This window comes from Pseudomonas sp. ICMP22404, from assembly GCF_006227205.1.
Classification (GTDB): domain Bacteria; phylum Pseudomonadota; class Gammaproteobacteria; order Pseudomonadales; family Pseudomonadaceae; genus Aquipseudomonas.
Map to the genome: position 1 here is coordinate 109,172 of NZ_VCNG01000009.1, position 26,549 is coordinate 135,720.

The 26,549-nt window shown below is 61.8% G+C and carries 22 protein-coding genes; 9 read left to right on the forward strand and 13 right to left on the reverse strand.

The window, feature by feature from the left end:
• The first annotated feature begins 92 nt into the window (after nucleotides 1-92).
• The 5 genes from ureE (at nucleotide 93) to FGE05_RS16925 (ending at nucleotide 3,805) form a co-directional block, all read left to right on the forward strand.
• The gene (ureE, locus tag FGE05_RS16905) at nucleotides 93-593 is read left to right on the forward strand and encodes an urease accessory protein UreE (protein ID WP_139646715.1); all 501 of its coding nucleotides are present in this window, start codon (nucleotides 93-95) and stop codon (nucleotides 591-593) included.
• Nucleotides 590-1,264, forward strand: a complete 675-nt coding sequence (locus tag FGE05_RS16910) for an urease accessory protein UreF (protein WP_139646717.1) — start codon at nucleotides 590-592, stop codon at nucleotides 1,262-1,264. The genes ureE and FGE05_RS16910 overlap by 4 nt, the downstream gene beginning before the upstream one ends.
• Before the next feature lie 9 nt (nucleotides 1,265-1,273).
• Nucleotides 1,274-1,888, forward strand: a complete 615-nt coding sequence (gene ureG, locus FGE05_RS16915) for an urease accessory protein UreG (RefSeq protein WP_041020088.1) — start codon at nucleotides 1,274-1,276, stop codon at nucleotides 1,886-1,888.
• 31 nt (nucleotides 1,889-1,919) lie between these two features.
• Entirely contained in the window at nucleotides 1,920-2,492 is a 573-nt protein-coding gene (locus tag FGE05_RS16920; protein WP_139646718.1) for a HupE/UreJ family protein, read from the forward strand.
• A gap of 179 nt (nucleotides 2,493-2,671) precedes the next feature.
• Complete coding sequence (locus tag FGE05_RS16925) at nucleotides 2,672-3,805, forward strand: AGE family epimerase/isomerase (RefSeq protein WP_139646720.1); 1,134 nt, start codon at nucleotides 2,672-2,674, stop codon at nucleotides 3,803-3,805.
• Nucleotides 3,806-3,934: 129 nt separating this feature from the next.
• On the opposite strand, the gene FGE05_RS16930 is transcribed toward FGE05_RS16925, so the two are convergent.
• From FGE05_RS16930 to FGE05_RS16970, 8 genes are all read right to left on the reverse strand, one after another.
• Nucleotides 3,935-4,702 carry an SDR family oxidoreductase gene (locus FGE05_RS16930; RefSeq protein WP_139646721.1) on the reverse strand — a complete coding sequence of 256 codons (768 nt, stop codon included), beginning with the start codon at nucleotides 4,700-4,702 and terminating at the stop codon, nucleotides 3,935-3,937.
• Nucleotides 4,703-5,539: 837 nt separating this feature from the next.
• A complete protein-coding gene (locus FGE05_RS16940) occupies nucleotides 5,540-6,256 on the reverse strand; it encodes an ABC transporter ATP-binding protein (protein WP_139646723.1) in 717 nt (238 codons plus the stop codon).
• Nucleotides 6,253-7,125: an ABC transporter ATP-binding protein gene (locus tag FGE05_RS16945; RefSeq protein ID WP_041023534.1), complete on the reverse strand. Its 873-nt coding sequence runs from the start codon at nucleotides 7,123-7,125 to the stop codon at nucleotides 6,253-6,255. Before FGE05_RS16945 ends, FGE05_RS16940 begins: the two co-directional genes overlap by 4 nt.
• Nucleotides 7,118-8,422: a high-affinity branched-chain amino acid ABC transporter permease LivM gene (gene livM, locus FGE05_RS16950; RefSeq protein WP_139646725.1), complete on the reverse strand. Its 1,305-nt coding sequence runs from the start codon at nucleotides 8,420-8,422 to the stop codon at nucleotides 7,118-7,120. Before livM ends, FGE05_RS16945 begins: the two co-directional genes overlap by 8 nt.
• Nucleotides 8,423-8,424: 2 nt before the next feature.
• Nucleotides 8,425-9,339: a branched-chain amino acid ABC transporter permease gene (locus tag FGE05_RS16955; RefSeq protein WP_024779191.1), complete on the reverse strand. Its 915-nt coding sequence runs from the start codon at nucleotides 9,337-9,339 to the stop codon at nucleotides 8,425-8,427.
• Between the two features lie 200 nt (nucleotides 9,340-9,539).
• Complete coding sequence (locus tag FGE05_RS16960; RefSeq protein WP_139646728.1) at nucleotides 9,540-10,676, reverse strand: branched-chain amino acid ABC transporter substrate-binding protein; 1,137 nt, start codon at nucleotides 10,674-10,676, stop codon at nucleotides 9,540-9,542.
• 365 nt (nucleotides 10,677-11,041) lie between these two features.
• The gene (locus tag FGE05_RS16965; protein WP_139646730.1) at nucleotides 11,042-12,325 is read right to left on the reverse strand and encodes an FAD-binding oxidoreductase; all 1,284 of its coding nucleotides are present in this window, start codon (nucleotides 12,323-12,325) and stop codon (nucleotides 11,042-11,044) included.
• A 169-nt stretch (nucleotides 12,326-12,494) separates the two neighbouring features.
• Nucleotides 12,495-13,985: an aldehyde dehydrogenase family protein gene (locus FGE05_RS16970; RefSeq protein ID WP_055129146.1), complete on the reverse strand. Its 1,491-nt coding sequence runs from the start codon at nucleotides 13,983-13,985 to the stop codon at nucleotides 12,495-12,497.
• A gap of 176 nt (nucleotides 13,986-14,161) precedes the next feature.
• Here FGE05_RS16970 and FGE05_RS16975 point away from each other — a divergent pair, with 176 nt between their 5' ends.
• The 3 genes from FGE05_RS16975 (at nucleotide 14,162) to nadE (ending at nucleotide 17,400) form a co-directional block, all read left to right on the forward strand.
• A complete protein-coding gene (locus FGE05_RS16975; protein ID WP_055129145.1) occupies nucleotides 14,162-15,070 on the forward strand; it encodes a LysR family transcriptional regulator in 909 nt (302 codons plus the stop codon).
• A gap of 271 nt (nucleotides 15,071-15,341) precedes the next feature.
• Nucleotides 15,342-16,568 (forward strand): nicotinate phosphoribosyltransferase, encoded by a 1,227-nt coding sequence (pncB, locus tag FGE05_RS16980; protein ID WP_139646732.1) that lies wholly within the window; start codon nucleotides 15,342-15,344, stop codon nucleotides 16,566-16,568.
• A gap of 4 nt (nucleotides 16,569-16,572) precedes the next feature.
• A complete protein-coding gene (gene nadE, locus FGE05_RS16985; protein ID WP_139646734.1) occupies nucleotides 16,573-17,400 on the forward strand; it encodes an ammonia-dependent NAD(+) synthetase in 828 nt (275 codons plus the stop codon).
• A gap of 176 nt (nucleotides 17,401-17,576) precedes the next feature.
• Here the strand turns inward: nadE and azu are convergent, their stop codons facing one another.
• Nucleotides 17,577-18,023, reverse strand: a complete 447-nt coding sequence (azu, locus tag FGE05_RS16990; protein WP_139646736.1) for an azurin — start codon at nucleotides 18,021-18,023, stop codon at nucleotides 17,577-17,579.
• 352 nt (nucleotides 18,024-18,375) lie between these two features.
• Between azu and FGE05_RS16995 the strand changes: the two genes are divergently transcribed.
• A complete protein-coding gene (locus FGE05_RS16995) occupies nucleotides 18,376-18,963 on the forward strand; it encodes a TIGR00730 family Rossman fold protein (protein WP_139646738.1) in 588 nt (195 codons plus the stop codon).
• A 26-nt stretch (nucleotides 18,964-18,989) separates the two neighbouring features.
• Here the strand turns inward: FGE05_RS16995 and FGE05_RS17000 are convergent, their stop codons facing one another.
• From FGE05_RS17000 to FGE05_RS17015, 4 genes are all read right to left on the reverse strand, one after another.
• Complete coding sequence (locus FGE05_RS17000; RefSeq protein ID WP_139646740.1) at nucleotides 18,990-19,367, reverse strand: NUDIX domain-containing protein; 378 nt, start codon at nucleotides 19,365-19,367, stop codon at nucleotides 18,990-18,992.
• A 149-nt stretch (nucleotides 19,368-19,516) separates the two neighbouring features.
• On the reverse strand, nucleotides 19,517-20,407 hold the full coding sequence (locus FGE05_RS17005; protein ID WP_139646742.1) for a transglutaminase family protein: 891 nt from the start codon (nucleotides 20,405-20,407) through the stop codon (nucleotides 19,517-19,519).
• A complete protein-coding gene (locus tag FGE05_RS17010) occupies nucleotides 20,407-22,893 on the reverse strand; it encodes a circularly permuted type 2 ATP-grasp protein (protein ID WP_139646745.1) in 2,487 nt (828 codons plus the stop codon). The genes FGE05_RS17005 and FGE05_RS17010 overlap by 1 nt, the downstream gene beginning before the upstream one ends.
• Before the next feature lie 290 nt (nucleotides 22,894-23,183).
• Nucleotides 23,184-26,483, reverse strand: a complete 3,300-nt coding sequence (locus tag FGE05_RS17015) for a DUF2126 domain-containing protein (protein WP_139646746.1) — start codon at nucleotides 26,481-26,483, stop codon at nucleotides 23,184-23,186.
• Nucleotides 26,484-26,549 lie beyond the last annotated feature (66 nt).

Consider the following 26,549-nt stretch of genomic DNA (forward strand, 5'->3'; position numbering starts at 1 on the left):
CGCCAAGCATCCCACGCCCATTTCCTACACCATCTTCGATTGGCAAGCCCCTTGCTCTAAACACAGCACCGTTCATTGCTGGAAGCACTCCGATGCTGGTGATTCACCGCAGAATCGACACTCAACCCCGCTGGGATGCGGAGCTTCATCTGACTTTTGATGCCCGCAGCAAAAGTCGCCTGCGCTGTTTCAGTGCCGAGGGCGAAGATGTGGGATTGTTTTTGGAGCGGGGCCAGCCGCCGCTTTACGACGGCGAATACCTCCAGGCCGAAGACGGACGTATCGTGCGCGTCTGCGCCCGCCCCGAACAACTGCTGCATGTCACCTGCGCCAATGGCTTCGAGCTGACGCGTGCGGCCTATCACCTGGGCAATCGCCATGTGGCCCTGCAAGTGGGCGATGGCTGGTTGCGCCTGCTGGACGATTACGTGCTCAAGGCGATGCTCGAACAATTGGGCGCCAGCGTCACCCCCATCGAAGCCCCCTTCCAACCGGAACACGGCGCCTATGGCGGCGGCCATCACCATTCACGGCACGGCGACGAAGACTTCAACTACGCACCGCGCCTGCACCAGTTCGGCGTGCGCACATGAACCCGGCCTGGGCGCTGTTGCGTCTGGCCAGCCCGCAGTTGCCCATCGGCGGCTACAGCTATTCCCAAGGGCTGGAGATGGCGGTGGATAACGGCCTGGTCAAGACCGCCGACGACGCACGCCGATGGATCGGCGATCAATTGCTGCTGAACCTGGCACGCTTCGAAGCGCCCCTGCTGCTCGCCCATTGCACCGCCGCCGCGGCTGACGATTGGGCCACCCTGGAGCAACACTACGAAGCACACCGCGCCAGCCGGGAAACCCGCGAGCTGTATCAGGAGAGCCGGCAGATGGGCTATTCGTTGCAGCAACTGCTCGGCGGCCTGCCGGAACTCGACGGTGCCGCCCGACAATTTCTCGAGCAACGTAGCGAACCACACCTGGCCCTGGGCTGGGCCCTGGCCGCCCGCGCCTGGGACATCGCGCCCCAGGACGCGCTCGCCGCCTGGCTGTGGAGCTGGCTGGAAAACCAACTGGCGGTGCTGATGAAAACCCTTCCCCTCGGCCAGCAAGCCGCCCAGCGCCTGACCAGCGAACTGCTGCCGCTGCTGCAACAGGCCCAGCACAACGCCTCGAACATCAACCCCGAGCATTACGGCAGCGCCGCGTTTGGCCTGTCCCTGGCGTGTATGGCCCATGAGCGCCAGTACAGCCGTCTGTTCCGTTCCTAGGAGACCAACATGAACACACAACCCCTGCGCGTCGGCATCGGCGGCCCGGTGGGCTCTGGCAAGACCGCCCTGACCCTGGCCCTGTGCCTGGCCCTGCGCGAGCGCTACAACCTGGCGGTGGTCACCAACGATATCTACACCCGCGAAGACGCCGACTTCCTGGTCCGCAACGAAGCCCTGGCGCCGGAGCGGATCATTGGTGTCGAAACCGGTGGTTGCCCGCACACAGCCATTCGCGAAGACGCCTCGATCAACCTCGAAGCGGTAGACCAGTTGAACCGGCGCTTCCCGGGGCTGGATCTGATCCTGGTGGAGTCCGGCGGCGACAACCTCTCGGCGACCTTCAGTCCGGAACTGTCGGACCTGACCCTCTACGTGATCGATGTATCGGCCGGGGACAAGTTGCCCCGCAAGGGCGGGCCGGGCATCTGCAAGTCCGACTTGCTGGTGATCAATAAAATCGACCTGGCACCACTGGTAGGCGCCTCCCTGGAGATGATGGACAGCGACACCCGGCGGATGCGCAACGGCAAGCCATTCGTGTTCAGCAATCAGAAAACTGGCCAGGGCCTGGACGAAATCATCGCGTTCATCGAGCGCCAGGGCCTGCTGACTGCGGCCTGATTTTTCGAACTCTCAACAAGGAAGCCTTTTCATGACACTCAAACGCATTCTCGGCGCCCTCGCCCTGCTGTTGGCCCCGACCCTGGCCTTCGCCCACCCCGGCCATGGCGACAATGGCCTGATCGCCGGCCTCGGGCACCCTGTCGGCGGCCTGGATCATTTGCTCGCCATGCTCGCAGTCGGCTTGTGGGCGGCACAACAACAAGGCACCGCACGTTGGGCGCTGCCATGCACGTTCATCGGCACCATGCTGATCGGTGGCTTGTTCGGTTTCGAAGGCCTGCAGTTGCCGGCACTGGAAAGCGGGATTGCCGCCTCGGTGCTGGCCCTGGGCCTGGCGGTGGCGCTGGCCGTGCGTCCGCCATTGAGCCTGGCGGTTGTCGCGACGGCATTGTTTGCGCTGTTCCATGGCGTGGCCCATGGGTTGGAGCTGCCGGACATGTCGAGCCCATGGGCGTATGCGGCCGGGTTCGTCGCAGCGACAGCGGCGCTGCATGGCGCAGGTTTCGCCCTGGTTCGCGCGTTGCCGCGAGCCGCAGCGCCTTTGGTGCGACTGGCGGGGGCGGCTTCGGCGGGGGTTGGGGTCTGGTTGTTGGCGGGTTGATTTATTAGTGCCCGTACGGGCCTCATCGCGAGCAGGCTCGCTCCCACATGAACGGCGTACGCCCAACAACTGTGGGAGCGAGCCTGCTCGCGATGGCAGACTTGCAAGCGCTACCTATCTGAAGTCGGTCACTCTGCTACCATGTCGCGCAATCGCCCCTGCCGTGACGACGTCCGCCCATGCCCGATGCTTCCCGCCCCGCTCCTTCGCCTGAATTGATCGCCCTGTTCGCAACAGTGCGCCAGCATTTTCACGAGGTGATCGTGCCCATGTGGCAGGGCCCGGGCTGGAATGCCGAATTGGCACTGCCCTACGAATCCCTGGATGCCACCCACACGCCGTTGCCGCCCCAGCGTTACCGCGCGATGGCCTGCGCCAGACAGTTGTATGTGTTCGCCAGTCTGATCGGCGAAGTGACAGGGGCCGAAGAACGGGCCGCGGCGCTGTTCCGCTCGCTGCAGCGGCACTTCCACGATGCCGAACACGGCGGCTGGTTCTACAGCATCGACCCGCAAGGCACCCCGCTGGACACCGGCAAAGACCTCTACACCCACGCCTTCATCCTGTTTGCCTGCGCCCACTACTGGGGCAAAGTTCGCGAGCCGCTGGTGGAATCGGTGCTCAACGCTGCCCTGGAAGTCATTGCCCGGCGCTTTGCCACTGGCGACGGTCTCTACGAGGCCGGTCTCAAGCGCGACTGGTCAACGCTCGGATCCGGCCCGTTGCAGAACCCCCTGATGCACCTGGCCGAAGCCTTCCTCGCCACCCTCTCGGTTCGCGAAGACGCCAGCACTCGCCAGGCATTGCTGAGCCTGTGTGATGGAATGTTCAAGCGTTTCATTGAACCGAAGCTGGGCGTGATGATGGAGAAACCGCTCAAGGCTGTGGATAACTGGTTTGAGCCGGGACACCAGTTCGAGTGGTATTTCCTGCTGGCCTCGTCTCCCCTGCTGCAGGGCGGCAAGTTGCATGCGGCCCTGGAACAAAGCTTCGGCTATACCGAGCAACAAGGCGTGAACCTGCAGTCCGGCGCGGTATGCGCCATGCTGGGCCCGGCGCCGGACGCTATCGCGCGCGACGCCACCCAGCGCATCTGGGCCCAGGCCGAATACCTGCGCGCCCTCACCCTGCGCCCGGGAAGCCAGGACGTGTTGCTGCGTCAGCTACAGGCTCTGCAACAGCATTTCCTGCATGCCAAGGGGTGGAACGAATGCCTTGATGCCGACGGCGTCGTCAGCCGTCGGGACATGCCCTCCACCACCCCCTATCACCTGATGACCTGCTATCGCGGCTTGGCCGATTACCTGGGCTGACCGGTCAATTGCTATCGCGGGCAAGCCTTGCTCCCACAGGTTCGAGTCATTCCCGGAGCAAAGCTTGTTCCCACGGTACTGAGCTTTCCGTGGGAGCAAGGCTTGCCCGCGATGAACGATAACGCGGTCCTATCCCTTGTGATTTCTCTCAATGGCAAATCCGGCCCAGGTCTGGCTTACCGGCATCAGTTCCAGGCTGTTGATGTTGATGTGGGCTGGCGTGTTGAGCACCCAATAAATGGTTTCGGCAATGTCCTGCGGCTGGATCGGCTCGGCCCCGGCATAGGTCGCGTTGTAGCGTTCCTGGTCACCGCCGAAGCGCACCAGTGAGAACTCGCTCTCACACAGCCCTGGCTCGATGTTGCTGACCCGCACACCCGTACCCTGCAAGTCACAACGCAGGTTCAGCGAGAACTGTTTGACGAACGCCTTGGTCGCGCCATACACGTGGCTACCCGGGTAGGGGTAGTTGCCGGCGATGGAGCCCAGGTTGATGATCCCTGCACCGCGGCCATGGGCAATCAGGCGCGGCAGCAGCAGGCGCGTGCTGTAGAGCAGCCCTTTGACGTTGGTGTCGACCATCGTGTCCCAATCGTCGAGGTCGCACTTGGGCGCCGGATCGACCCCCAGGGCGAGTCCAGCGTTGTTGATCAAGCCACGCAATGTAGCGAAGGACGGCGGCAGATTGGCGATTGCCTCCTCCATGGCCGTGCGGTCGCGCACATCCAATACCAGGCCATGGACTTCGGTTTGTTTCGACAGCTCGGCACACAGTGCACTGAGGCGCTCTTCACGGCGCCCGGTCAGCACCAGTTTCCAACCGGCCTCGGCAAAACGACGGGCACAGGCTTCGCCAAATCCGGACGTCGCCCCGGTGATAAACAGGGTGTTGGACATCATGTTCTCCTTGAATGGGCTTGAGGCAGCCATTGAATGGGATCGGCCCACAGCATGCCCGGCCCGACCGCGAGCGGCAACTGCCCACCGTGGATGTTGATTCGGGTCGGACTGATCATAAAATGATCAAACCGCGCCAACCCTTGCAGGATAGGGGGTGCAGCCTGTTGCCCGCACCTTATCCACAGGCACGTCCACAGTAATCGGGGGCAAGTGAAAACGCTCCAGCCCGCTGTGCATAAGGCTTTGCGAGGCATCTGGAAAATTTTTTCCCTTGACCCTGCATGTGAGCTTGTGCAGATCGGATTCTCTGCTATAAACCACGATCCATAGGGGCGATGGCTCGAAGCCAGTAACCACGGCCCTCAGAGCGGTCTTTCCAGAGTTTAGTCACAGACTTATCCACAGGATTGCCCACAGATTTTCCGGCCTATCCCGCGCTTAAAAAAGTGTTGACAACCTAGACTCATGCTCGCCTGAAAATGCCTGATCAAAAAACGATCGCCGGCCTGCAAGCCACGTATTTAAAGGCGTCCAGCCAGCTACTCCCACGTTACCCACAGCCGGTTCCACAGCAAACGGGGACAAGTCAAAACCGTAACAAAACAACTGTTTGCGGCGACTTTATGTCGCGGTTTGCTAAGGGTTGAGGATTGTTGTCCACAATTCTTCGGCCACATGAATTTCCCCTGCTCGCGATAGCGGTGGATCAGGCACAGAGATGCCGACTGTTCCATCGCTATCGCGAGCAGGCTCGCTCCCACAGGGGTTGGTGATGTTCAGGAGAGATAAAAAAACCGGCGATCACTCGCCGGTTTCTTTATTGCCATATCGGCGTCAGTGCCCGCCCAGGTACGCGTTGCGCACCTCTTCGTTGGCGAGCAGCTCCTTGCCGGTGCCGGTCAGGCGGATTTCGCCGTTGACCATCACATAGGCCCGGTCCGACAACCTGAGGGCGTGGTTGGCGTTCTGCTCCACCAGGAAGATGGTCATCCCGGTGGACGCCAGTTCCCTCAGGGTGGCGAAGATCTGTTTCACCACGATTGGCGCCAGCCCCAGGCTCGGCTCATCGAGCAGCAACAACTTCGGCCGGCTCATCAACGCCCGGGCAATGGCGAGCATTTGCTGCTCGCCACCCGACATGGTCATGGCCCGCTGGTTGCGCCGCTCCTTGAGCCGCGGGAACAGTTCGAACATGCGCTGCATGTCTTCGCTGGCGTACTTGTCGCCGATGGGGATGGTGCCCATCAGCAGGTTCTCCTCGACGGTCATGTCGGGGAACACCCGCCGGCCTTCCGGCGACTGGGCGATGCCGTTGGACGCGATGTAGTGGGACGACTTATGGGTGATGTCCACACCCTGGTAGATGATCTGCCCACTGGCTGCGCGCGGCTGGCCGAAGATCGACATCAGCAGCGTGGACTTGCCAGCGCCATTGGAGCCGATCAGGCTCACCGTCTCGCCTTTGCCAATGTGCATCGAGACTTTCTTCAGGGCCTGGATCGGCCCGTAGAACACGTCCAGCTCCTTGAGTTCGAGGATCGGTTCACTCATACCAGTTCCTCTTCATCGGCACCCAGGTAGGCCGCGATCACCTTCGGATCGTTGCGAATCGCCTCCGGGCCGCCCTCGGCGATCACGTTGCCGTGGTCCAGCACCACGATGTGGTCGGAAATGCTCATTACCATGCCCATGTCGTGTTCGATCAGCACCACGGTCAGATCGTGCTCGTCGCGCAGCAGTCGGATCATCGCGCTCAGCGCTTCGGTTTCCTGAGGGTTGAGGCCGGCGGCCGGTTCGTCGAGGCAGATGACCTGCGGACGGGTGCACATGGCCCGGGCAATTTCCAGGCGGCGCTGCTGACCATAGGAAAGCTCACCCGCCAGGCGGTTGGCACAGTCCACCAGGTCCACGACTTCGAGCCAGTAGAAGGCATGATCCAGTGCGTCGCTTTCGGCCTTGCGATAACCCTTGGTGTTGAGGATGCCGGCCACCAGACTGCGGTTGACCCACATGTGCTGGGCCACCAGGAGGTTTTCCAGCACCGACATTTCCCGGAACAGGCGAATGTTCTGGAAGGTACGGGCCAGGCCGGCGCGGTTCACCAGGTGGGTCCCCCCGAACATCTTGTAGTACAGCCGGCTGGCGAAGGATTTCGGCGAGACGAAGTCGGTGGGGCGAAACGCTTCGCCCAACAGTTTGATGACGTTGGTCCGCTCGCCGCGCACGTTGAGTTCGATCTTGCCGCCGGAGGCTTTGTAGAAACCGGTCAGGCAGTTGAACACCGTGGTCTTGCCCGCGCCATTGGGGCCGATCAGGGCGAAGATCGAGTTGCGCTTGACCTGCAGGCTGACATCGCTGAGGGCCTTGATGCCACCGAATTGCATCATCAGGTTTTCGACCTGGAGTACGACTTCACTCATGGCGCTGCCCTCCCTCATGCGCTATGACACCTTTACGCGGCCTCACACCGGTACGGCTGATGCGGATCAGGCCGCGAGGTCGCCAGATCATCATCAACACCATCAGCACACCGAACAGCAGCACGCGGTATTCGGAGAAGCTGCGCAGCAGCTCTGGCGTAATGGTGAGTACGAATGCCGCGATCACCACGCCCACTGTCGAGCCCATGCCGCCCAGGACCACGATCGCCAGGATCAGCGCCGATTCGAAGAATGTGAACGACGACGGGTTGACGAACCCCTGGTAGCTGGCGAAGAACACCCCGGCCAGGCCGGCGGTGGATGCACCGAGGGTGAACGCCGAAAGCTTGACCAGTACGTGATTCAGGCCCATGGAACGGCAGGCGATCTCGTCTTCACGCAGGGCTTCCCAGGCGCGCCCGACCGGCATGCGCGTCAACCTGTGCTTGATGTAGAGCACCAGCAGCACAACGATGAACAACACGATGTAGATGAACAGGAATTTCAGGTTCGGGTTGTAGTCGATGCCGAAGAACTCGTGGAATGGCACCCCTCCATCCTTGGCCTTGCGACCGAACTCCAGACCGAGGAAGGTCGGCGACGGCACGGGCATGCCGTTTGGCCCGCCGGTGAACGACAGCCAGTTATTGAGCACCAGTCGGATGATTTCACCGAAGCCCAGGGTCACGATCGCCAGGTAGTCGCCGTGCATTCGCAACACCGGGAAGCCCAATATGCATCCCGCCAGCGCTGCCGCAAGCGCCGCCAGTGGCAGCACGGTCCAGAAACCCAGTCCCAGGTACTGATAGCCCAGCGCCAGGCCATAGGCACCGATGGCGTAGAACGCCACATAACCCAGGTCGAGCAGGCCCGCCAGGCCGACCACGATGTTCAGGCCCAGGCCGAGCAGCACGTAGATCAGCCCGAGGATGACTACCGTGAGCACGTATTTGTTGGCGAAAAACGGAAACACGATGGCAATCACGATCAGCGCCGGGATGATCCAGCGCAGGCGCGACTTGTAGTCCGGTGGCAGGACGTGCACGCCGGAACCCGGGTTTTCAAAGCCCTGGAGCACCTTCAGGCCCTTGGACGTTTGCAGGAACAGGCTCAAGGCAAAGCGCCCGATCATCACGATCGCCACCAGCCAGCCGACGCGGGCCGGTTGCAGGTTGAAGCTGTAGCCGTCGAGCACCACGCCGACAATCGGCCCGAATACGATCAGCGAGATCAGGCCCGCCAGGATCGCGTCAATGACGCTCTGTTTGATATCAATCGGTTTATTGGCAGCAGACATACTTATACCTTCGCCACGAGTGGGCGACCCAACAGGCCTTGGGGACGAAAAATCAGGATCATCACCAGCAGGGAGAAACTGAACACGTCTTTATAGTCGGAGTTGATCAGTCCGGAGAACAGCGACTCGGAGATCCCGAGGATGATCCCGCCGAGCATCGCCCCAGGCAGGGAACCGATGCCACCGAGGACCGCTGCGGTGAACGCCTTGATGCCGATGATGAAGCCGGCATAGAAGTCGAACGTGCCGTAATTCATGGTGATCAGCACACCGGCCAGGGCCGCCATGGCCGCGCCGATGATGAACACGTAGGAAATCACCCGGTCGGTGTTGATCCCCAGGATCGAGGCCATCTTGCGATCTTGCTGGGTGGCACGGCACATGCGCCCCAGCTTGGTGTACTTGATGATGTAGGTCAGCAAGGCCATCCCGGCGAACGCGGCGACCAGGATGAAGATCTTGGTGTAGGTGAGCTGGACGAAGCCGGTGCCGATGTCGACGCGCATGGCGCCTTCAAGCAGTGTCGGCACACCCTGTTGGCGAGCGCCCTGGCTGATCTGTGCATAGTTCTGCAGGATCAGCGAAATGCCGATGGCACTGATGAGCGGTGCCAGGCGGGTGGAGTTGCGCAGCGGTTTGTAGGCGACGCGTTCGATGACCCAGCCGTATACCCCGGTGACCACAACCGTGAACACAAGGGTGCCGAGGATCATTAGCGGAAAGGATTCAATACCGAAGTAAGCCAGCAGAGCCAGACTGATTGCCGCGAGGTACGCGGAAATCATGTAAACCTCGCCGTGGGCGAAGTTGATCATGCCGATGATGCCGTAGACCATTGTGTAGCCGATGGCGATCAGACCATAGACCGACCCGAGGGTCAGGCCATTGATCAGTTGCTGCAGGAAAATACCATCCATAACGCAATCTCACGCATTTGAAAGACTGCACGCGCACCGCAGCGACGGACCGGGGTTCAGCCGCCGAGGCTACACGGTGGGCGCACAGCTTTCGGGAGAAAAGACAGGTGGGTCCTGGCTGATACCAGCCCGGGAAGGGCGATCACGGGTTGCGTGGCGAAGGAGCACGCTCCCTCGCCACACGCCGTTATCCCTTCAAATCACTTCTGTTTTTCCAACTGATGGTATTTGCCGTCCTTGTCCCACTGGTAGACCACGTAGTCGGAGACCTTCAGGTCACCCTTCTTGTCCCATTCCTTCTTGCCCATTACGGTCTGGACCGGGTTGGTCTTGAGCCACTCGGCCGCAGCGTCGGTCTTGCTCGACTTGGCACCGTTGAAAGCGGCCGCCAGGGTCTGGACGGAAGCGTAGGCATACAGGGTGTAGCCTTCCGGCTCGGTGCCCTTGGCACGGAATGCGTCGACCACGGACTTGCTGTCTGGCAGCAGGCGTGGGTCGGCACCGAAGGTCATGTACACGCCATCGACGTATTGCGCGCCGCCGGCGGTGGTCACCAGTTCGTCGGTCACGATGCCGTCGTCGGACATGAATTTCACGTCCTTGAGGCCTTGCTCACGCAGTTGGCGAACCAGCGGGCCGGCTTCCGGGTGCAGGCCGCCGAAGTAGACCACGTCGGCACCAGCGGCACGGATCTTGGTGACCACGGCGCTGAAGTCTTTCTCACCACGGGTCAGGCCTTCGTACAGTACCGGGGTCACGCCGCGCTTGGTCAGCTGGGCCTTGGTGGCATCCGCCAGGCCCTGGCCGTAGGTGTCCTTGTCGTGCAACACCACGACTTTCTTGCCCTTGAGCACGTCGACAATGTAGTCGCCGGCGACAATGCCCTGCTGGTCGTCACGACCGCACATACGGAACATCGCGTTCAGGCCACGCTCGGTAACGGCCGGGTTGGTGGAACCTGGGGTGATGGCCATGATGTCGGCGTCACCATAGACTTCGGAAGCCGGGATGGTCGACGAGGAGCAGAAGTGACCGACCACGGCGTTCACCTTGTCCTGGTCGACGAAGCGGTTGGCCACGGCCACGGCCTGCTTCGGCTCGCAGGCGTCGTCACCTTTCACCAGCACGATCTTCTCGCCGTTCACGCCGCCCTTGGCGTTGATTTCGTCCGCCGCCGCCTGCGCCCCTTTCATGTACTGCTCGCCAAACGCTGCGTTGGCACCAGTCATGGGACCCGCTACACCGATCTTGAAGTCTGCATGGGCAAACGCGGAAACACCCATCGCTGCTGTAACGGCGAGGGCCAGAAAGCCTTTCTTGTAAAACGTCTGGGACATGAGGTGGTGCTCCAAGGTTTTTTTTAGTTGGCACTGCGACTTCACTGAAAAGCTCAGAGCAAGGGCCGTGCCATCGGTTTTTTATTCTGAAAAAAGTCGCTGCTTTATTGTTATTTCGACTGTTTCGGGCCCTTTTTCACAGGGCGTGCAACCGTCTAAATCGCACGAGGTGCAACCTTTTGCCTAGCCGAGTACAACCCTCTTTGAGCCATCATTGCAACCATCGCAGGAAAGTACGTGCAACCAGCCTGTAACAACCTGCGTCACCGAACTGCACACTGTCGGTGCACAACTGCTACAACCCGCACCATTACAGGCTAGACGCTTCGCCGGAAAACGCCGGTTCCGGCAACATTTTTCCACACTCAAATGACGATCCGCAGGCACTGGCCCGCGTGATACAGCGAGAAGCCCGCCTCATACAAGCAGCTGCGCACCCCCGCCCCGGTCACGGGTTGCATCGGCGCAAAGGGAATCGGTAACGCTTTCGCGTCGCCATGGCACAGGTAATCGGCAAAGGCCTTGCCCACCACCGTACCGGTGGTCACGCCCCGCCCGTTGTAGCCGGTGACCGCCACCAATCCGGGCGCCGGCTCGAACAGGCGCATCAGATGGTCGGGGGTGAAGGCGATGCAACCGGTCCAGGTGGACTCCCATTCCACCGACTTGAGATACGGGAAGTAGTGCTGCTGTACCCGATCCGCCCAGGCCTTGAGGAACCAGGTGGGCTTGCGGTTGCCATTGCCCAGGCTGCCCAGCAACAAACGACCGTCCTTGTCGCGGCGAATGCTGCTCAACACCTGACGGGTGTCCCACGACCCCTGGCCGCCAGGCAAGATGCGTTGTGCCGCCTCGTCGGTCAACGGGACGGAAGCCACCTGGTAGTAATAGCCGGGGAAGAAATTGCGCCGCAGCTCGGTCCATTCGCCTTCGGTGTAGGCATTGGAGGCGATCACCACCTGCTCGGCCAGTACCGAACCCTGGGCCGTCTGTACCGACCAGCGCTGGCCCTGGCGTTCCAGGCGGGTCACGGGGGAGTGGTCAAACAGTTGTCCGCCCAGGTCCGCCGCCGCCTTGGCCAATCCGCTGACATAGGCCATAGGATTGAGCGTACCGGCGCGTCGATCCAACAAAGCCGCAGCGATTTTCGACGTGCCTGTGGCTTCGACGCAGGCTTGGCCGGTAAGCAGCTCCACCGGGGCGCCACGGCGTTTCCATTGTTCTTCACGACTGCGCAGGTCCGCCTCGCCCCGGGCGTTATGGGCCATGTGCAGCGTGCCTTCGCGGCGCAACTGGCAATCGATGTTGTACTTGTCGACAAGGCTGAACACCAACGCTGGAGCTGCGCCCAGCATGCGATTGAGCTGGCTGCCGACGGCTTCGCCGAAGCCGGCCTCGATATCGTCCGGCGGAATCCACAGGCCCGCGTTCACCAGCCCGACATTGCGCCCCGAACCGCCGTGTCCGGTCCGATGAGCCTCCAGCACCGCGACGCGCTTGCCTTGTTCCAGTAAATGCACCGCCGCCGACAACCCGGTAAAGCCTGCGCCAATCACGCAGACGTCCACCGTGACCTCACCGGTGAGCGCAGTGTTTTCAGGCCTTTGCGGCGTCAGTTTTTCCCACAGACATTCTTCGCGTAACGGCATTGCCAGACTCCGGAAATGAAACCCAACCATCACACCTTTCAAGGGTGGGAGCGAGCCTGCTCGCGATGGCGACGCTCATTCAACACTGATGTCGATTGATCGACCGCCATCGCGAGCAGGCTCGCTCCCACAGGGATCTTCATGAAAGGAAGATCCGCTTCACTCAACCTCAGTCGAACGTAATCCCCTGGGCCAACGGCAACTCCAGCGAGTAGTTGACGGTGTTGGTCTGGCGACGCATGTAGGCGCGCCACGAGTCGGAGCCGGATTCGCGACCGCCGCCGGTTTCCTTCTCACCGCCGAAGGCGCCGCCGATTTCCGCGCCGCTCGGGCCGATGTTGACGTTGGCGATGCCACAATCGCTGCCCACCGCGGACATGAACTGCTCGGCTTCACGCACGTCCGTGGTGAAGATGCAGGACGACAGGCCTTGGGGCACGGCGTTGTTCAGGTGCAGGGCCTCGGCGAAGTCCTTGTAGCCGATCACATACAGGATCGGGGCGAAGGTTTCGTGGCGGACCACGTCGCTCTGCTCCGGCATCTCGACGATGGCCGGCGACACGTAATAGGCATTCGGGAACTGGTCTTCGAGCTGGCGCTGGCCGCCGAATACGCGACCACCTTCGCTCAAGGCCTGCTCGAGGGCGTCCTGCATGTTGTCGAAGCTGTGCTTGTCGATCAGCGGCCCGACCAGGTTGCCCTCCAGCGGATGGCCGATGCGCACTTTCGAATAGGCGGCCTTGAGGCGGGTGACGATTTCTTCTTTCACCGACTCATGGGCGATCAGGCGGCGCAGGGTAGTGCAACGCTGGCCGGCGGTACCGACGGCACTGAACAGGATGGCGCGCACGGCCATGTCCAGGTCGGCACTCGGCGCCAGGATCATCGCGTTGTTGCCACCCAGTTCGAGGATGCTGCGGGCAAAGCGCGCGGCGACTTTCGGCGCCACTTCCCGACCCATGCGGGTGCTGCCGGTGGCGCTGATCAATGCCACGCGCGGGTCATCTACCAACGCCTCACCGGCATCGCGACCGCCGATGATCACTTGGCACAGATATTCCGGCGCATCGCTGAAGTTCTTCAATGCACGCTCGAACAGCGCCTGGCACGCCAGGGCGGTGAGCGGGGTCTTTTCCGAAGGTTTCCAGATCACCGAATCGCCGCACACCAGAGCCAGCGTGGTGTTCCAGGCCCAGACCGCGACAGGGAAGTTGAACGCACTGATCACCCCGACCACGCCCAGCGGATGCCAGGTTTCACGCATGTGGTGACCCGGGCGCTCGGAGGCGATGGTCAGGCCATACAGTTGACGGGACAGGCCGACGGCGAAATCGCAGATGTCGATCATCTCCTGCACTTCACCCAGGCCTTCCTGGGTAATCTTGCCGGCTTCCCATGACACCAGCTCGCCGAGATCGGCCTTGTATTCACGTAGCAGGTCACCAAACTGGCGCACCAGCTCGCCGCGACGCGGGGCTGGGACCTGGCGCCACAGATCGAAAGCATGTTGAGCACGGCTGACCTGCTGCTCGACTTCGGCCGCGCCTTCCCAATTCACCGCGCCGATACGACTGCCGTCGATAGGCGAATGCACCGGCTGTGTGCCGTTCTGGTACAGGGCCGGGGCTACCCCCAGGCGATCAAGCAATGCAGCAACCATGGTCAATTCCTCAAGCGAAAGACAAAAAACGGCAGCCGGACGATCACGGCTGATCAGGACTGTAGTTGTAGCTGGCCCGAGTCTTGCCAACAAACGACCTTTAAGCGAGATATCATTCCGTTTATTCATGCTGCCCGTGAACGGATACATCGAGCCACCGCAAATAGGCCTCACCGATGCTCAATAAACGCTATTTACCGTCGATTACGGCGCTGCAATGTTTTGAAGCGGTGACCCGTCACCTGAGCTTCACCCGTGCCGCCGAAGAATTGCATCTGACCCAAAGCGCCGTCAGCAAGCAGGTCGCGCAGCTCGAGGAGCTCTTGCAGCACCTGCTGTTCCGCCGCGTGCGTCGGCGCTTGCAACTGACGCCGGCCGGCGACTTGTACCTGGGGGAAGTGCGGAAAATTCTCACCCAGGTCGAAATGTCCACCCATTACCTGCGCTCCTACGGTGGCGACACGGAAGTCCTGCGAGTCTCCACGCCGCCGACCTTCGGTGCACGTTGGCTGGTGCCGCGCCTCAAAGGCTGGCGCCTGCGGCATCCGAAGATCCACTTGGACCTGTGCAGCGAGCAGGAGCCCGACGATTTGCTGCAAGGGCGCAGCGACATGGCGTTCTACTTCGGCCAGGGTTCTCGACCTGGCACCGAATCCCTGGAACTGTTCGGCGAAGAACTGGTGCCGGTCTGCGCGCCGGGCTGCCTGCCGGATACCCCCTTTACCGACCCGACGCAACTGGCCGACCTGGTGCTGTTGCAGAACGCATCACGCCCCCAGGCCTGGCATGACTGGTTCGCCGACCAAGGCTTTCACACCGAACACAGCTACCACGGGCCGCGCTTCGAAACGTTCTACATGTGCATCCGCGCCGCCCAGGTCGGTTGCGGCGTCGCCCTGCTGCCGCGCTTTCTGGTGGAGGAAGAACTGGCAGACGGCAAGCTGATCATTCCATGGCAGCACGCCATGCCCAGCACCAACGCCTATTACATGGCTTATCCTGAGCATTCGGCAGAGGTGCCCAAGGTCAGATACTTTGTGGAGTGGATGTTGGAGCAGATGGCTAATCCTGATGCACCACAGTAAGAGCTACCGACACAAAGCCCTGTGGCGAGGGGATTTATCCCCGCTGGGCTGCAAAGCAGCCCCAATACTGACAACTCAATCTGCCTGATATACCGAGTTGCCCGGTTTCAGGGCTGCCTTGCAGCCCAGCGGGGATAAATCCCCTCGCCACAAAAGCTCCGTGTCCAAAAAACACTGGCAATCACCCCAAAGGTTATGCGCCACTAGCCCCTTCATCACAAACCGCTGTCCGACGCTGCCCGCTGCAGCGAACTGTCTGGAGATACCCGTCATGAGCGAGAGTGTGTTTGCCGATCGCATCGTGCAGAACCTGCTCGACACCGACTTCTACAAGTTGACGATGATGCAGGCAGTCCTGCACAACTACCCCAACGTCGAAGTCGAATGGGAGTTTCGTTGCCGCAACAGCGAAGACCTGCGCCCTTATCTGGCAGAGATCCGCTTCCAGATCGAACGCCTGGCCGAGCTCAACCTGAGCGCCGATCAGCTGGGTTTCCTGGAGCGCATCAGCTTCCTGAAGCCGGATTTCCTGCGCTTCCTGGGCCTGTTTCGCTTCAACCTGCGCTACGTGTACACCGGCATCGAAAATGGTGAGCTGTTCATCCGCCTGCGCGGGCCGTGGCTGCATGTGATCCTGTTCGAAGTGCCGCTACTGGCCATTGTCAGCGAAGTGCGCAATCGCTATCGCTACCGCGAGGTGATCCTGGAGCAGGCACGGGAGCAGTTGTATCGCAAGTTCGACTGGCTGAGCGCCAACGCCAGCAGCGAGGAATTGTCCGAGCTGCAAGTGGCGGACTTCGGTACCCGCCGCCGGTTCTCCTACCGCACCCAGGAAGAAGTGGTGAACGTGCTCAAGCACGATTTCCCAGGGCGCTTCGTCGGCACCAGCAATGTGCATTTGTCCCGGGAACTGGACATGAAACCCCTGGGCACCATGGCCCATGAGTGGATCATGGCCCACCAGCAACTGGGCCCGCGGCTGATCGACAGCCAGATCGCCGCCCTCGATTGCTGGGTGCGCGAGTACCGGGGCCTGCTGGGGATCGCGCTGACCGACTGCATCACCATGGACGCCTTCCTGAAGGACTTCGATCTGTTCTTCGCCAAGCTGTTCGACGGCCTGCGCCATGATTCGGGTGACCCGGTGACCTGGGCCGAGAAAGCCATCGCCCACTACCACAAGCTGGGGATCGACCCGATGAGCAAGACCCTGGTGTTCTCCGACAGTCTGACCTTGCCCAAATGCCTGGAGATTTTCCGTGCGTTGCGTGGTCGCATCAATGTCAGCTTCGGTATTGGCACTAACCTGACCTGCGACATCCCGGGCGTCGAGCCCATGAGTATTGTGCTTAAAATGATCAGCTGTGACGGGCAACCCGTGGCCAAGATTTCAGACGAGCCCGGCAAGACCCACTGCAAGGATCCGAATTTCGTCGCCTACATGCGACACGTTTTCCAAGTACCTGCCACCCTTTCTGGCATATCAAGCAAGGAGTGAATTCATGCAAGCCGTACAGCGTGAGATTGCTGAACAGCTCAAGGTCCAGCCACCGTTCGCCGATGAGGCCGCCCTCAAGGCCGAAATCGCTCGCCGGGTTAGCTTCATCCAGGACTGCCTCGTCAATTCCGGACTCAAGAGCCTGGTGCTGGGGATCAGTGGCGGGGTCGATTCGTTGACTGCCGGCCTGCTGGCCCAGCGCGCCATGCGCGAGTTGCGGGAAAAAACCGGTAACCCGGCCTACAAGTTCATCGCCGTGCGCCTGCCGTACGAAACCCAGTTCGATGAGCACGAAGCACAAGCCTGCGTGGACTTCATCGAGCCGGACGAACGCCACACCGTCAACATCGGCCCGGCGGTCAAGGCCCTGGCCAATGAAATCCTGGCATTCGAAGGCAAGACGCCAGGCTCGCGGGATTTCGTGCTGGGTAATTCAAAGGCGCGGATGCGCATGGTGGCGCAGTACGCCATCGCCGGTGCCGAGCAAGGCCTGGTGGTCGGTACCGATCATGCGGCTGAAGCCGTGATGGGTTTCTTCACCAAGTTCGGTGACGGCGCCTGTGACCTGGCGCCCCTGAGCGGCCTGGTGAAGAATCAGGTCAGGGCCATCGCCCGTGACTTCGGAGCGCCGGAATCGCTGGTGGAAAAAGTCCCCACCGCCGACCTCGAGGACCTCTCCCCGGGCAAACCCGACGAGGCCGCTCACGGCGTGACCTATGGGGAAATCGATGCTTTCCTGCACGGCCAGACAATTCGCGAAGAAGCGGCCCGGATCATCTGCGAGACCTATCGCAAGACCGAGCACAAGCGGGTGTTGCCGTACGCCCCATAGCCGATCCGAAAAGCCTGTGGGAGCAAAGCTTGCTCGCGATTACGGTAAGTCAGTCAGCAACAATGTTGACTGATCTGTCGCTATCGCGAGCAAGCTTTGCTCCCACAGGGTTGTACCGTTTGATCCTTAACTGACTGGCATTACCCTGCACGGGGCGCTTTTTTGTGCTTGAAGGATTACTTCAGCGTCACGGTGCCTTTCATCATCGAGATGTGGCCAGGGAACGAGCAGAAGAAACCGTACTTCTCGGCGGCATCGAGCTTCGATACGTCAAAGGTCACCGAATCTTTCTCATTGGCGCCGATGATCTTGGTGTGGGCGATGATCCGTGCATCACCTTCCTTGAGGTAGTTCTTGTCGATCCCGGCGCCCAGGCCATCGGTCGCAATCGGCTGCATGTCAGCCTCTTTGCTCAACACCCAGTTATGGCCCATGACATTTTTTGGCAAGCTGCCCGAATGGGTCAGCTCAACGGTGAAGGTCTTGCAGCTCTTGTCGATCTCGATGGCCTTGGTGCTGAAGGACATCTGATCAGTCGAGTCGATGGTGGTCTTGCACTCCGCTGCCATCAGTTGGCTGCTAGCCAGTGTCAACAGGGATACTGCTACAAGTTTGGCAAACATCATGAATCTCCAAGGCATGGTTAGAAAATTCCTTCAAAGGGGAAGACTGCCCTAATTTCAGACAAGTTCCTATGACCTGAATCAAAAATTGTATACAACTTAAGGCTATCAGCCTGATGGATACAATCAACCGGCCAGACGCACGATGTCCGCCTATGATCGGCCTCATCACCTCAATGGAGCGCCTGTCATGAACCTCAACAGCCTGTTATGCAGCCTGCTCGCCGCCTACGCCTGCGGCGCCAGCGGCACCTACGAAAAACCTGCACGCGAGGCTTGATGCCCTTGCGCCCTTTGCACACGGCAGCGGCCAGGCTTTACTCTGCAGCGGTTACCGACTCTGGAGTAAAGCATGTCCATCGCGTCTGTTTGTGTATTTTGCGGCGCCAGCACCGGCTCCAATCCCGCCTACCGTGAAGCGGCGCAAGCCCTGGGGCGAGCATTGGCCGAACGCAAGCTCACCCTGGTCTATGGCGGCGGCGCCGTCGGCCTGATGGGCATCGTTGCCGACGCGGCCCTGGCGGCCGGGGGCGAGGTCATCGGCATCATTCCGCAAAGCCTGAAGGACAAGGAAATCGGCCACGGCGGCCTGACCCGCCTGGAGGTGGTGGACGGTATGCATGCCCGCAAGGCGCGCATGGCCGAACTCAGCGACGCCTTCATCGCCCTCCCCGGCGGCCTCGGCACCCTGGAGGAATTGTTCGAAGTCTGGACCTGGGGTCAGCTCGGCTACCACGGCAAGCCGCTGGGCCTGCTGGAAGTGAATGGTTTCTACAGCAAACTCACCGCTTTCCTCGACCATATCGTCGACGAAGGTTTCGTCCGTGCAGCCCATCGCGACATGCTGCAAGTGAGCGAGTCAGCGCATGACCTGCTCGATGCGCTGGATGAATGGCAACCCTCGGTACAGCCGAAATGGGCTGAGCAGAAAACCCTCTGAGAACCGGCGTGAGGGCTCTGGGGCCCTCACCCGCGCAAGGCTTTGGCAATCGAGGCGCGATAACCTTCGGGCAGGTTGGCCGGTAGCTGGCCCGGCTCGAAAAGTCCGATCTCCTTGTGTTCATGGCTGACGATCGGCACGAAGCCGCCCACCAATTGGCAGCGGTAAGTGGAGATGAATACGTGTTTGCCGGGGATGACCTCGAACAGATAGGAATCCAGCGGTTCCCCTACGCTCACCTCCACCGCGAGTTCCTCGATGATTTCCCGGGCCAGGCATTGCGGTGCCGTTTCGCCCAATTCGATTCGCCCGCCGGGCAATTCCCACTCATCCCGCTCGTTGAGCATGAGCACGATCAGGCCTTCGGGGGATTGCAGCACGCCTTTGATGGAAACCGGGAACATATCGCCCTCCAATAAATCACAGCGCCTATGAACCATGTGGCCCCCATGGAAGCACGCAGTTCCTGTGGGAGCATTGCTCCCACAGAGCAAGCTTTGCTCCCACAGGACAAGCCATGCTCCCGCAGCCTTCCCTCAGACCAAACCCTGTATTACTCCAGCGGCATCACTGTCACGCGAACCTCGGGATCGTGATTACCGCCCCCCAGGATCACCCCACGCAACGGCGACACGTCGGAGAAGTCCCGGCCCCAGGCCAGGGTGATGTGCTCCAGGGCGGGCTGTACGTTGTTGGTCGGGTCGAAATCCACCCAGCCCAGCTCCGGGCAAAACACCGAGATCCAGGCATGGGACGCATCGGCGCCAATCAGCCGAGGCTGGCCGGGCGGTGGCTGGGTCAGCAGGTAGCCGCTGATGTAGCGCGCCGCCAACCCACGGGAGCGCACGCAGGCCAGCATCAGGTGGGCAAAGTCCTGGCAGACGCCCCGCCGTCGCTCCAGCACCTCCACCAGCGGCGTCGCCACCTGGGTTGCCTCGGCATCGAACGTGAACTCGTCGAAAATCTTCTCCATCAACGCCCGAATGCACAACATCAACGGGCGTCCCGGCGGGAAGCAGCTTTCGGAAAACTCGACGAAGCTGCGCTTGAGGTGCACGTAGGGTGACTCGAAACGGTAGCGACACGCACCCAGCACCGCCTCGGACAGCGGCCGGCTGCTGTAGGTCAGTGCCTGGCAGGTCGCCTCCCAGGCCGGCGACAGGTTGAAATCCAGCGCGGGGCGGGCCAGGACCTCGATGCTCAGGCGGGCGTTGACCAACAACTCGTCATGGGGCCGTTCGAATGCCAGCCGGGTCAGTGGATTACCGAAGACATCCAGTTCATCCCGACGGGTCGTCGGCTCAGGGCTGATCAATAGCTGCTGATCGGTGCAACGCTGCCAATCACAGGACCGCGGCCACAAGTGAGCAAGCTGCTGGGCCAGGGACACCGGGCTGTCATAGTGGTAGTGGGTGTCGTGGAGAATCTGGTAGCGGGCGCTCATCATACGGACACCGTGCGTTGGCTGACGTCATCGACGTGGGCAAAATGACGCAAGGCCAGGCGATCCGACACCTGGCCGCTGACATCGGCCACTTCCTGCAACAGATCGGCCAGGCCATCAAGCGCTGCGCGCAGGCTGGCTTCGCCAAACAGTGGATTCTCCAGGCAACGCAGGTCAAAGCGCGACAGGCGCGTCACCAACTCCGGCAACGCGGTTTCCCTGGGCGCGCCAAAGTCATCGTTCAGGCGCTTGAGGGTACGGGTCACCAGTTTCAACTGGAAAAGCACCGCATGGGGGTTCTGCTCGTCCAGCAGCAACAGGTCGAGCACCGGGATCAACTGGGCGACCGCCAGGTAACGCGAGCGGTAGGTGATGCTGCTGTTGCCCAGTTCCAGCAGCCATTCCAGCCCGGCCTGATCGAACACCGCCTCGCCTCGCAGGAACGCGGCCAGACTGCTGCTGAGAAATTGCAGGCGCTCCAGGCGCCGACCGATCATCAGGAAGCGCCACCCCTCGTCGCGGGTCATGTCGTCCAGGGCGAAGCCGGAAAGCGCCGCCAGGGACATCACCAGCCGGTTGAGGAAATCCAGCAGCTCGCCGAAATCCGCTTCGTCGGTTTCCAGCTCCAGCGCCTCGCGCTGAAGCTCCACCAGCGCCTGCCAGTTCTCTCGGGACAATTTGCCCCGCACCTGCGAGGCCGCCCACTGCAGGCGCTGCAGGTTGGAGCGCAGGCTGAACGACCAATCGTCGCCCAGCAACGCGACCAGCAGACGCTCCGGCAGTTCGCCCTCCTCGGGCAGCAGCATCAGGCTTTCACCAAGGGACACCGCCGATTGCAGGGCCTGCGGATCGTCGCCATCGACATAACGCGCCAGCATGATCCGCAGCAGGCGCGCGCTATCGTCACAGCGTTCACAATAACGGCCGAACCAGAACAGGTTTTCCACCACCCGGGATGGCAAGTACGGATCCCGCCGAACCAGGTCGTGAACGCCCACGGTACGCTGGGCCTTCCATTGTTCACTGCCAGGTGCCTGTTCTCCCAGCACCCAAGTGTCCTTGCTGGCGCCGCCGCGCTGCATCGACACCACTTCGGCGTCGGCCTCGGCCGCCACGCGGGTCAAGCCGCCCGGCAGCACCCGGTAATCGTCCTCACCGGACACCGCATACACGCGCATGCCAATGGCCCGTGGCTGCAATAGCCCGTCCTCGGCTTGCCAGACCGGGGCCTGGGACAGCTGCGCCAGCTCCTGGGCCACATACGCGTAGGGCCGCGCCTGGATCCGCGCCGCCAGACGGTCGCGCTGCTCCTCGCTCAGGTCACGGCCGAACACCGGCCTGAAGCTCTGGGAAGGGAACGCCGGCTTGATCAACAGCTGTGGCAGCTTTTCCAGGGCCTGGGCCAGCACCGGTGGCTCGCCGCACCACCAGGTGGCGATGGAGGGGAGCAACAGGTCTTCGCCGAACAGGAACTGGCAGATCTTCGGCAGGAACCCCAACAAGCCTGGCGATTCCAGCACGCCGCTACCCAAGGCGTTGGCCACCAGCACCCGGCCCTGGCGCACCGCCTCCAGCAGGCCCGGCACACCCAGGGCCGAATCCGTACGCAGCTCCAGCGGATCGCAAAAATCATCATCGAGCCGGCGCATGATCGCGTGGACCCGACGGAGCCCGCTGAGGGTCTTGAGGTAGACCGTGGCGTCGCGAACGGTCAGGTCGCCCCCCTCCACCAACGGGTAGCCAAGCTGGCGCGCCAGATAGAGGTGTTCGAAATAGCTTTCGTTGAAACGCCCCGGCGTCAACAACACCACCAGCGGCGGCTCCCCATCGCTGGGGGCCTGCCGGGCAAGGGTTTCCTGCAAGGTGCGAAAGAAACCGGACAGGTGCTGGACCTTCAGGTCGCGATAGAGATCCGGAAAGGCACGGGAGACGATCATGCGGTTTTCCAGCGCATAACCGGCCCCGGAGGGGGCCTGGGTCCGATCCGCCGTGACCCACCAGCGTCCATCGGGCGCTCGCGCCAGATCCACGGCATACAAATGCAGGAAAATCCCGTCCGGCGGGCTGATGCCTTGGCTGGGCCAGAGGAAGTTGTTGTGTCCGAACACCAGCTCCGCCGGCAGCAGACCTTCGCTGATTAGTCGTTGCGGCCCGTAGAGGTCGGCCAACACCGCGTTGAGCAACCGTGCGCGCTGGGCAATACCGGCCGACAGCTGCTTCCATTCCTGCGCATCGACGACGTGGGGCAGCAAGTCCAGCTCCCACGGCCGGTCGGCGCCCTTCGGATCGGCATAGACGTTATAGGTGACGCCATTTTCCTGGATCTGTCGCGCCAGCAAGGCCTGACGCTGCATCAACTGGGCCGGCGTGCTGCGCTGCAACTGGTCGAACAGCCGCCGCCAGTGCGGGCGTACCGCACCGCTGTCGTCCAGCAGTTCGTGATAGGTGCCCGTTGTCAGCGGGTAACGGTCAAGCAGGTCAGGCATGGAAAGCTCGGCAGACGGCAGTGAAAGGTGAGACTAGCGCAAGGGCATGATGCCCGGATAGATGTCATGGCTTGGCATGTGAACGGTTTGACCGACGCAGTACCTCTGGTGGGAGGAGGTTTTCTGTGGCGAGGGGATTTATCCCCGCTGGGCTGCGCAGCAGCCCCAATCCAGGCACTGCGGTGTAGCGGGCATCAATTATGGGGGGGCTTCGCCCCAACGGGGATAAATCCCCTCGCCACAATAAATCCCCTCGCCACAGAAAATCCCCTCGCCACAGGTAAACCTCTTCAGTTTCCTTTGTTCAGGGCCCCCTGAAAACGCCGCAGGTCGAGTGTCAGTGGGAACTCGTCAGCCACCTCCAGATTGGGTATCGGCAGTTTCCCAGGAGTGTGTCCCAGACGGAAGAAACGCGCCATCCGCCGGCTCTCGGCCTCGTTGGCATTCACCGGCAGGCTGTCGTAGTTGCGCCCGCCCGGGTGTGCCACGTGGTACTGGCAACCGCCCACGGAACGCTGCATCCAGGTGTCGAGCAGATCGAAGACCAGCGGCGCGTGGACCGGGATGGTTGGCTGCAGGCAACTGGCGGGCTGCCAGGCACGGAAACGCACCCCGGCGACAAACTCTCCGACCCGGCCGGTGGGTTGCAGCGGCACCGGCACACCGTTGCACGTCAGCAGATACCGTTGCGGGGCCAGGCCGTTGAGCTTGACCTGCAAGCGCTCCAGGGATGAATCCACATAGCGCACGGTGCCACCGACTGCGCCCTCCTCGCCCAGCACATGCCAGGGTTCCAGGGCCTGGCGCAATTGCAGCTCGATACCGCCCGCCGCGTAATCGCCCACTTTCGGGAAGCGGAACTCCAGGTGCGCGGCGAACCACTCGGCCCGCAGCGGGTAACCGGCGGTATTCAGTTCTTCGATGACATCGGCGAAGTCCTGCTCGATGAAGTGGGGCAACAGGAACCGGTCATGCAGCTCGGTGCCCCAGCGCGCCAGTTTGGCCGGCGCATAAGGTTCGCGCCAGAACCGCGCCACCAGCGCCCGCAATAGTAATTGCTGGGCCAGGCTCATGCGGGCGTGGGGAGGCATTTCAAAGGCGCGCAATTCCAGCAAGCCGAGACGCCCTGTCGCGCCGTCCGGCGAATACAGCTTGTCGATGCAGAATTCGGCACGATGAGTGTTGCCGGTCACGTCGATCAACAGGTTGCGCAACAACCGGTCAACCAACCAGGGTGGGCATGCCTCGCCTGGCTCCGGCATCTGCGCAAAGGCGATTTCCAGTTCGTACAGCGCATCGTTACGCGCTTCGTCCACCCGGGGCGCCTGGGACGTCGGGCCGATGAACAATCCGGAAAACAGATAGGACAACGACGGATGGTTATGCCAGTAGCTGATCAGGCTGCGCAGCAGATCGGGGCGTCGCAGGAACGGTGAGTCAGCCGGCGTCGCACCGCCGAGGACGAAGTGGTTACCGCCGCCCGTGCCGGTATGCCGACCATCGATCATGAACTTCTCGGTGGTCAGCCGGGTTTGCCGTGCCTGCTCGTAGAGGAATTCGGTGCGCTCGACCAATTCATCCCAAGACGCCGACGGCTGCACGTTCACTTCAATCACGCCCGGATCGGGCGTGATGCGGAAGTTACCCAGCCGTGGATCGCTCGGCGGCTCGTAGCCCTCCAACAACACCGGGCACTGCAGCTCCTCGGCGGTGGCCTCGATGGCACTGACCAGTTCAAGGTAATCCTCGACCCGCTCCAGCGGCGGCATGAACAGATACAGCCGACCTTCGCGGGCCTCGGCACAGAATGCGGTGCGGGTCAGCCAGTCGGCGGACACGTCGATTTCCGGCACGCGATCCTCTTCGATCAGCGCCTCGCCGTGACGGGCCAGCTTTTCGGCGCCGGGCAGCTCAGGTAAATCCTGATTAGGGTCGGTCGGGTGAATGAATGGATACTCGGCTGCCGTCACCCACGGCTGGGACGCCAGCGGCAAGCGATAGCCCAGGGGCGAATCCCCCGGCACCAATCGGCAGTGGTTATCCCTCAGGTACCAGCGACCGCTCTGCCATTGATCGCCCTTGGCGGTGCGGGCCAGTGGCAAGACCTGGCCGATCACTTTGTCCAGGCCCTGGCTGAAAACCTTGTGCAACCGCGCCCGCTCCAGGGCATCGTCCAGGCGTGGGTCCTGGGCGCTGACATTCGAAGGCAACGCGCCTTCGCGCCAGAGGTAATAGAAGTTGTCTTCGTAGGCCGGAAACACGAAGCGCGCGGGAATGTTCAAACGTTCAGCGACGCTAGTCAGAAAACGCCCGGCCATCTCGCCATCGGCACCGTAATCCTGCTGCTCGTCCGCGATCAAACTGCTGTTATGCCAGATCGGCACGCCGTCACGCCGCCAGTAGCAGTTGAGGGACCAGCGCGGTAACTGTTCGCCGGGGTACCACTTGCCCTGGCCGAAATGCACCAGCCCCTGGGGCGCGTAGTGCTTGCGCATGCGCTGGAACAACTCGGCGGAGAGCCGACGCTTGTCCGGGCCGAGCGCTGCGGTATTCCACTCGGCGCCGTCAGGGTCATCGATGGAGACGAAGGTCGGCTCGCCGCCCATGGTCAGCCGAACATCGCCTTCCAGCAGGTCAGCGTCGATTTGCCGGCCCAATGCCTGGATCGCCAGCCATTGCTCTTCGGTGTAGGGCTTGGTCACCCGCGGCGCTTCCCATACCCGCTCCACGGACATTTCGTGGCTGAATTCACATTCGCACGGCTCCACCAGGCCCGTGATCGGCGCCGCCGATGAAGGATCAGGACTGCACGCCAGCGGAATATGCCCTTCGCCGGCAAACAGGCCGGACGTCGCATCCAGGCCGATCCAGCCGGCGCCGGGCAGGTAGACCTCGCACCAGGCATGCAGGTCGGTGAAGTCCACTTCGGTACCGGACGGACCGTCGAGGCTTTTCACATCGGCGGTCAATTGGATCAGGTAACCGGAGACGAACCGCGCGGCCAGGCCCAGGTGACGTAACAGTTGCACCAGCAACCAGGCCGAGTCGCGGCAGGAACCGGACGCCTGTTCCAGGGTGTGTTCCGGGGTCTGGACACCGGGCTCCATGCGGATCAAATAGCTGATGTCGTCGTGCAGGCGCTGGTTGAGCGCCACCAGAAAATCCACCGCCGGCAGCGGCGTGCGGTCGATGCCATCCAGGTACGCCTTGAGTTTCGGCGTCAGCGGCAACGTCTCCAGGTACGGCATCAGCTCGTGTTTCTCATCGGCCCCGTAGGTGAATGGAATCTTTTCGGCGTAGGGTTCGAGGAAAAAGTCGAACGGATTGAACACCGCCATTTCCGCCAGCAGATCGACCTCGATCCGCAGCTCTTTGGTTTTTTCGGGGAACACCAGGCGCGCCAGGTAATTGCCTTGGGGATCCTGCTGCCAGTTGATGAAGTGCTGCTCAGGCGAAACTTTCAATGCATAGGAAAGAATCCGCGTACGGCTGTGGGGCGCGGGGCGCAAGCGAACGATCTGCGGGCCGAGCTCGACGGCACGGTCGTAACGGTAATGCGTGACGTGATGCAATGCGACATGGATCGACACGGCGTGCCTCCTGCAAACCTGGGCGGAATAGAAAGCGGCGCAAGACTTATGCCATGCAGGCTGGCC

Excerpts from the sequence above, each read along its gene's own strand:
- ureE (WP_139646715.1), top strand. The coding sequence starts at position 93 with ATGCTGGTGATTCACCGCAGAATCGACACTCAACCCCGCTGGGATGCG.
- FGE05_RS16910 (WP_139646717.1), top strand. The coding sequence starts at position 590 with ATGAACCCGGCCTGGGCGCTGTTGCGTCTGGCCAGCCCGCAGTTGCCC.
- ureG (WP_041020088.1), top strand. The coding sequence starts at position 1,274 with ATGAACACACAACCCCTGCGCGTCGGCATCGGCGGCCCGGTGGGCTCT.
- FGE05_RS16920 (WP_139646718.1), top strand. The coding sequence starts at position 1,920 with ATGACACTCAAACGCATTCTCGGCGCCCTCGCCCTGCTGTTGGCCCCG.
- FGE05_RS16925 (WP_139646720.1), top strand. The coding sequence starts at position 2,672 with ATGCCCGATGCTTCCCGCCCCGCTCCTTCGCCTGAATTGATCGCCCTG.
- FGE05_RS16930 (WP_139646721.1), bottom strand. The coding sequence starts at position 4,702 with ATGTCCAACACCCTGTTTATCACCGGGGCGACGTCCGGATTTGGCGAA.
- FGE05_RS16940 (WP_139646723.1), bottom strand. The coding sequence starts at position 6,256 with ATGAGTGAACCGATCCTCGAACTCAAGGAGCTGGACGTGTTCTACGGG.
- FGE05_RS16945 (WP_041023534.1), bottom strand. The coding sequence starts at position 7,125 with ATGAGTGAAGTCGTACTCCAGGTCGAAAACCTGATGATGCAATTCGGT.
- livM (WP_139646725.1), bottom strand. The coding sequence starts at position 8,422 with ATGTCTGCTGCCAATAAACCGATTGATATCAAACAGAGCGTCATTGAC.
- FGE05_RS16955 (WP_024779191.1), bottom strand. The coding sequence starts at position 9,339 with ATGGATGGTATTTTCCTGCAGCAACTGATCAATGGCCTGACCCTCGGG.
- FGE05_RS16960 (WP_139646728.1), bottom strand. The coding sequence starts at position 10,676 with ATGTCCCAGACGTTTTACAAGAAAGGCTTTCTGGCCCTCGCCGTTACA.
- FGE05_RS16965 (WP_139646730.1), bottom strand. The coding sequence starts at position 12,325 with ATGCCGTTACGCGAAGAATGTCTGTGGGAAAAACTGACGCCGCAAAGG.
- FGE05_RS16970 (WP_055129146.1), bottom strand. The coding sequence starts at position 13,985 with ATGGTTGCTGCATTGCTTGATCGCCTGGGGGTAGCCCCGGCCCTGTAC.
- FGE05_RS16975 (WP_055129145.1), top strand. The coding sequence starts at position 14,162 with ATGCTCAATAAACGCTATTTACCGTCGATTACGGCGCTGCAATGTTTT.
- pncB (WP_139646732.1), top strand. The coding sequence starts at position 15,342 with ATGAGCGAGAGTGTGTTTGCCGATCGCATCGTGCAGAACCTGCTCGAC.
- nadE (WP_139646734.1), top strand. The coding sequence starts at position 16,573 with ATGCAAGCCGTACAGCGTGAGATTGCTGAACAGCTCAAGGTCCAGCCA.
- azu (WP_139646736.1), bottom strand. The coding sequence starts at position 18,023 with ATGTTTGCCAAACTTGTAGCAGTATCCCTGTTGACACTGGCTAGCAGC.
- FGE05_RS16995 (WP_139646738.1), top strand. The coding sequence starts at position 18,376 with ATGTCCATCGCGTCTGTTTGTGTATTTTGCGGCGCCAGCACCGGCTCC.
- FGE05_RS17000 (WP_139646740.1), bottom strand. The coding sequence starts at position 19,367 with ATGTTCCCGGTTTCCATCAAAGGCGTGCTGCAATCCCCCGAAGGCCTG.
- FGE05_RS17005 (WP_139646742.1), bottom strand. The coding sequence starts at position 20,407 with ATGAGCGCCCGCTACCAGATTCTCCACGACACCCACTACCACTATGAC.
- FGE05_RS17010 (WP_139646745.1), bottom strand. The coding sequence starts at position 22,893 with ATGCCTGACCTGCTTGACCGTTACCCGCTGACAACGGGCACCTATCAC.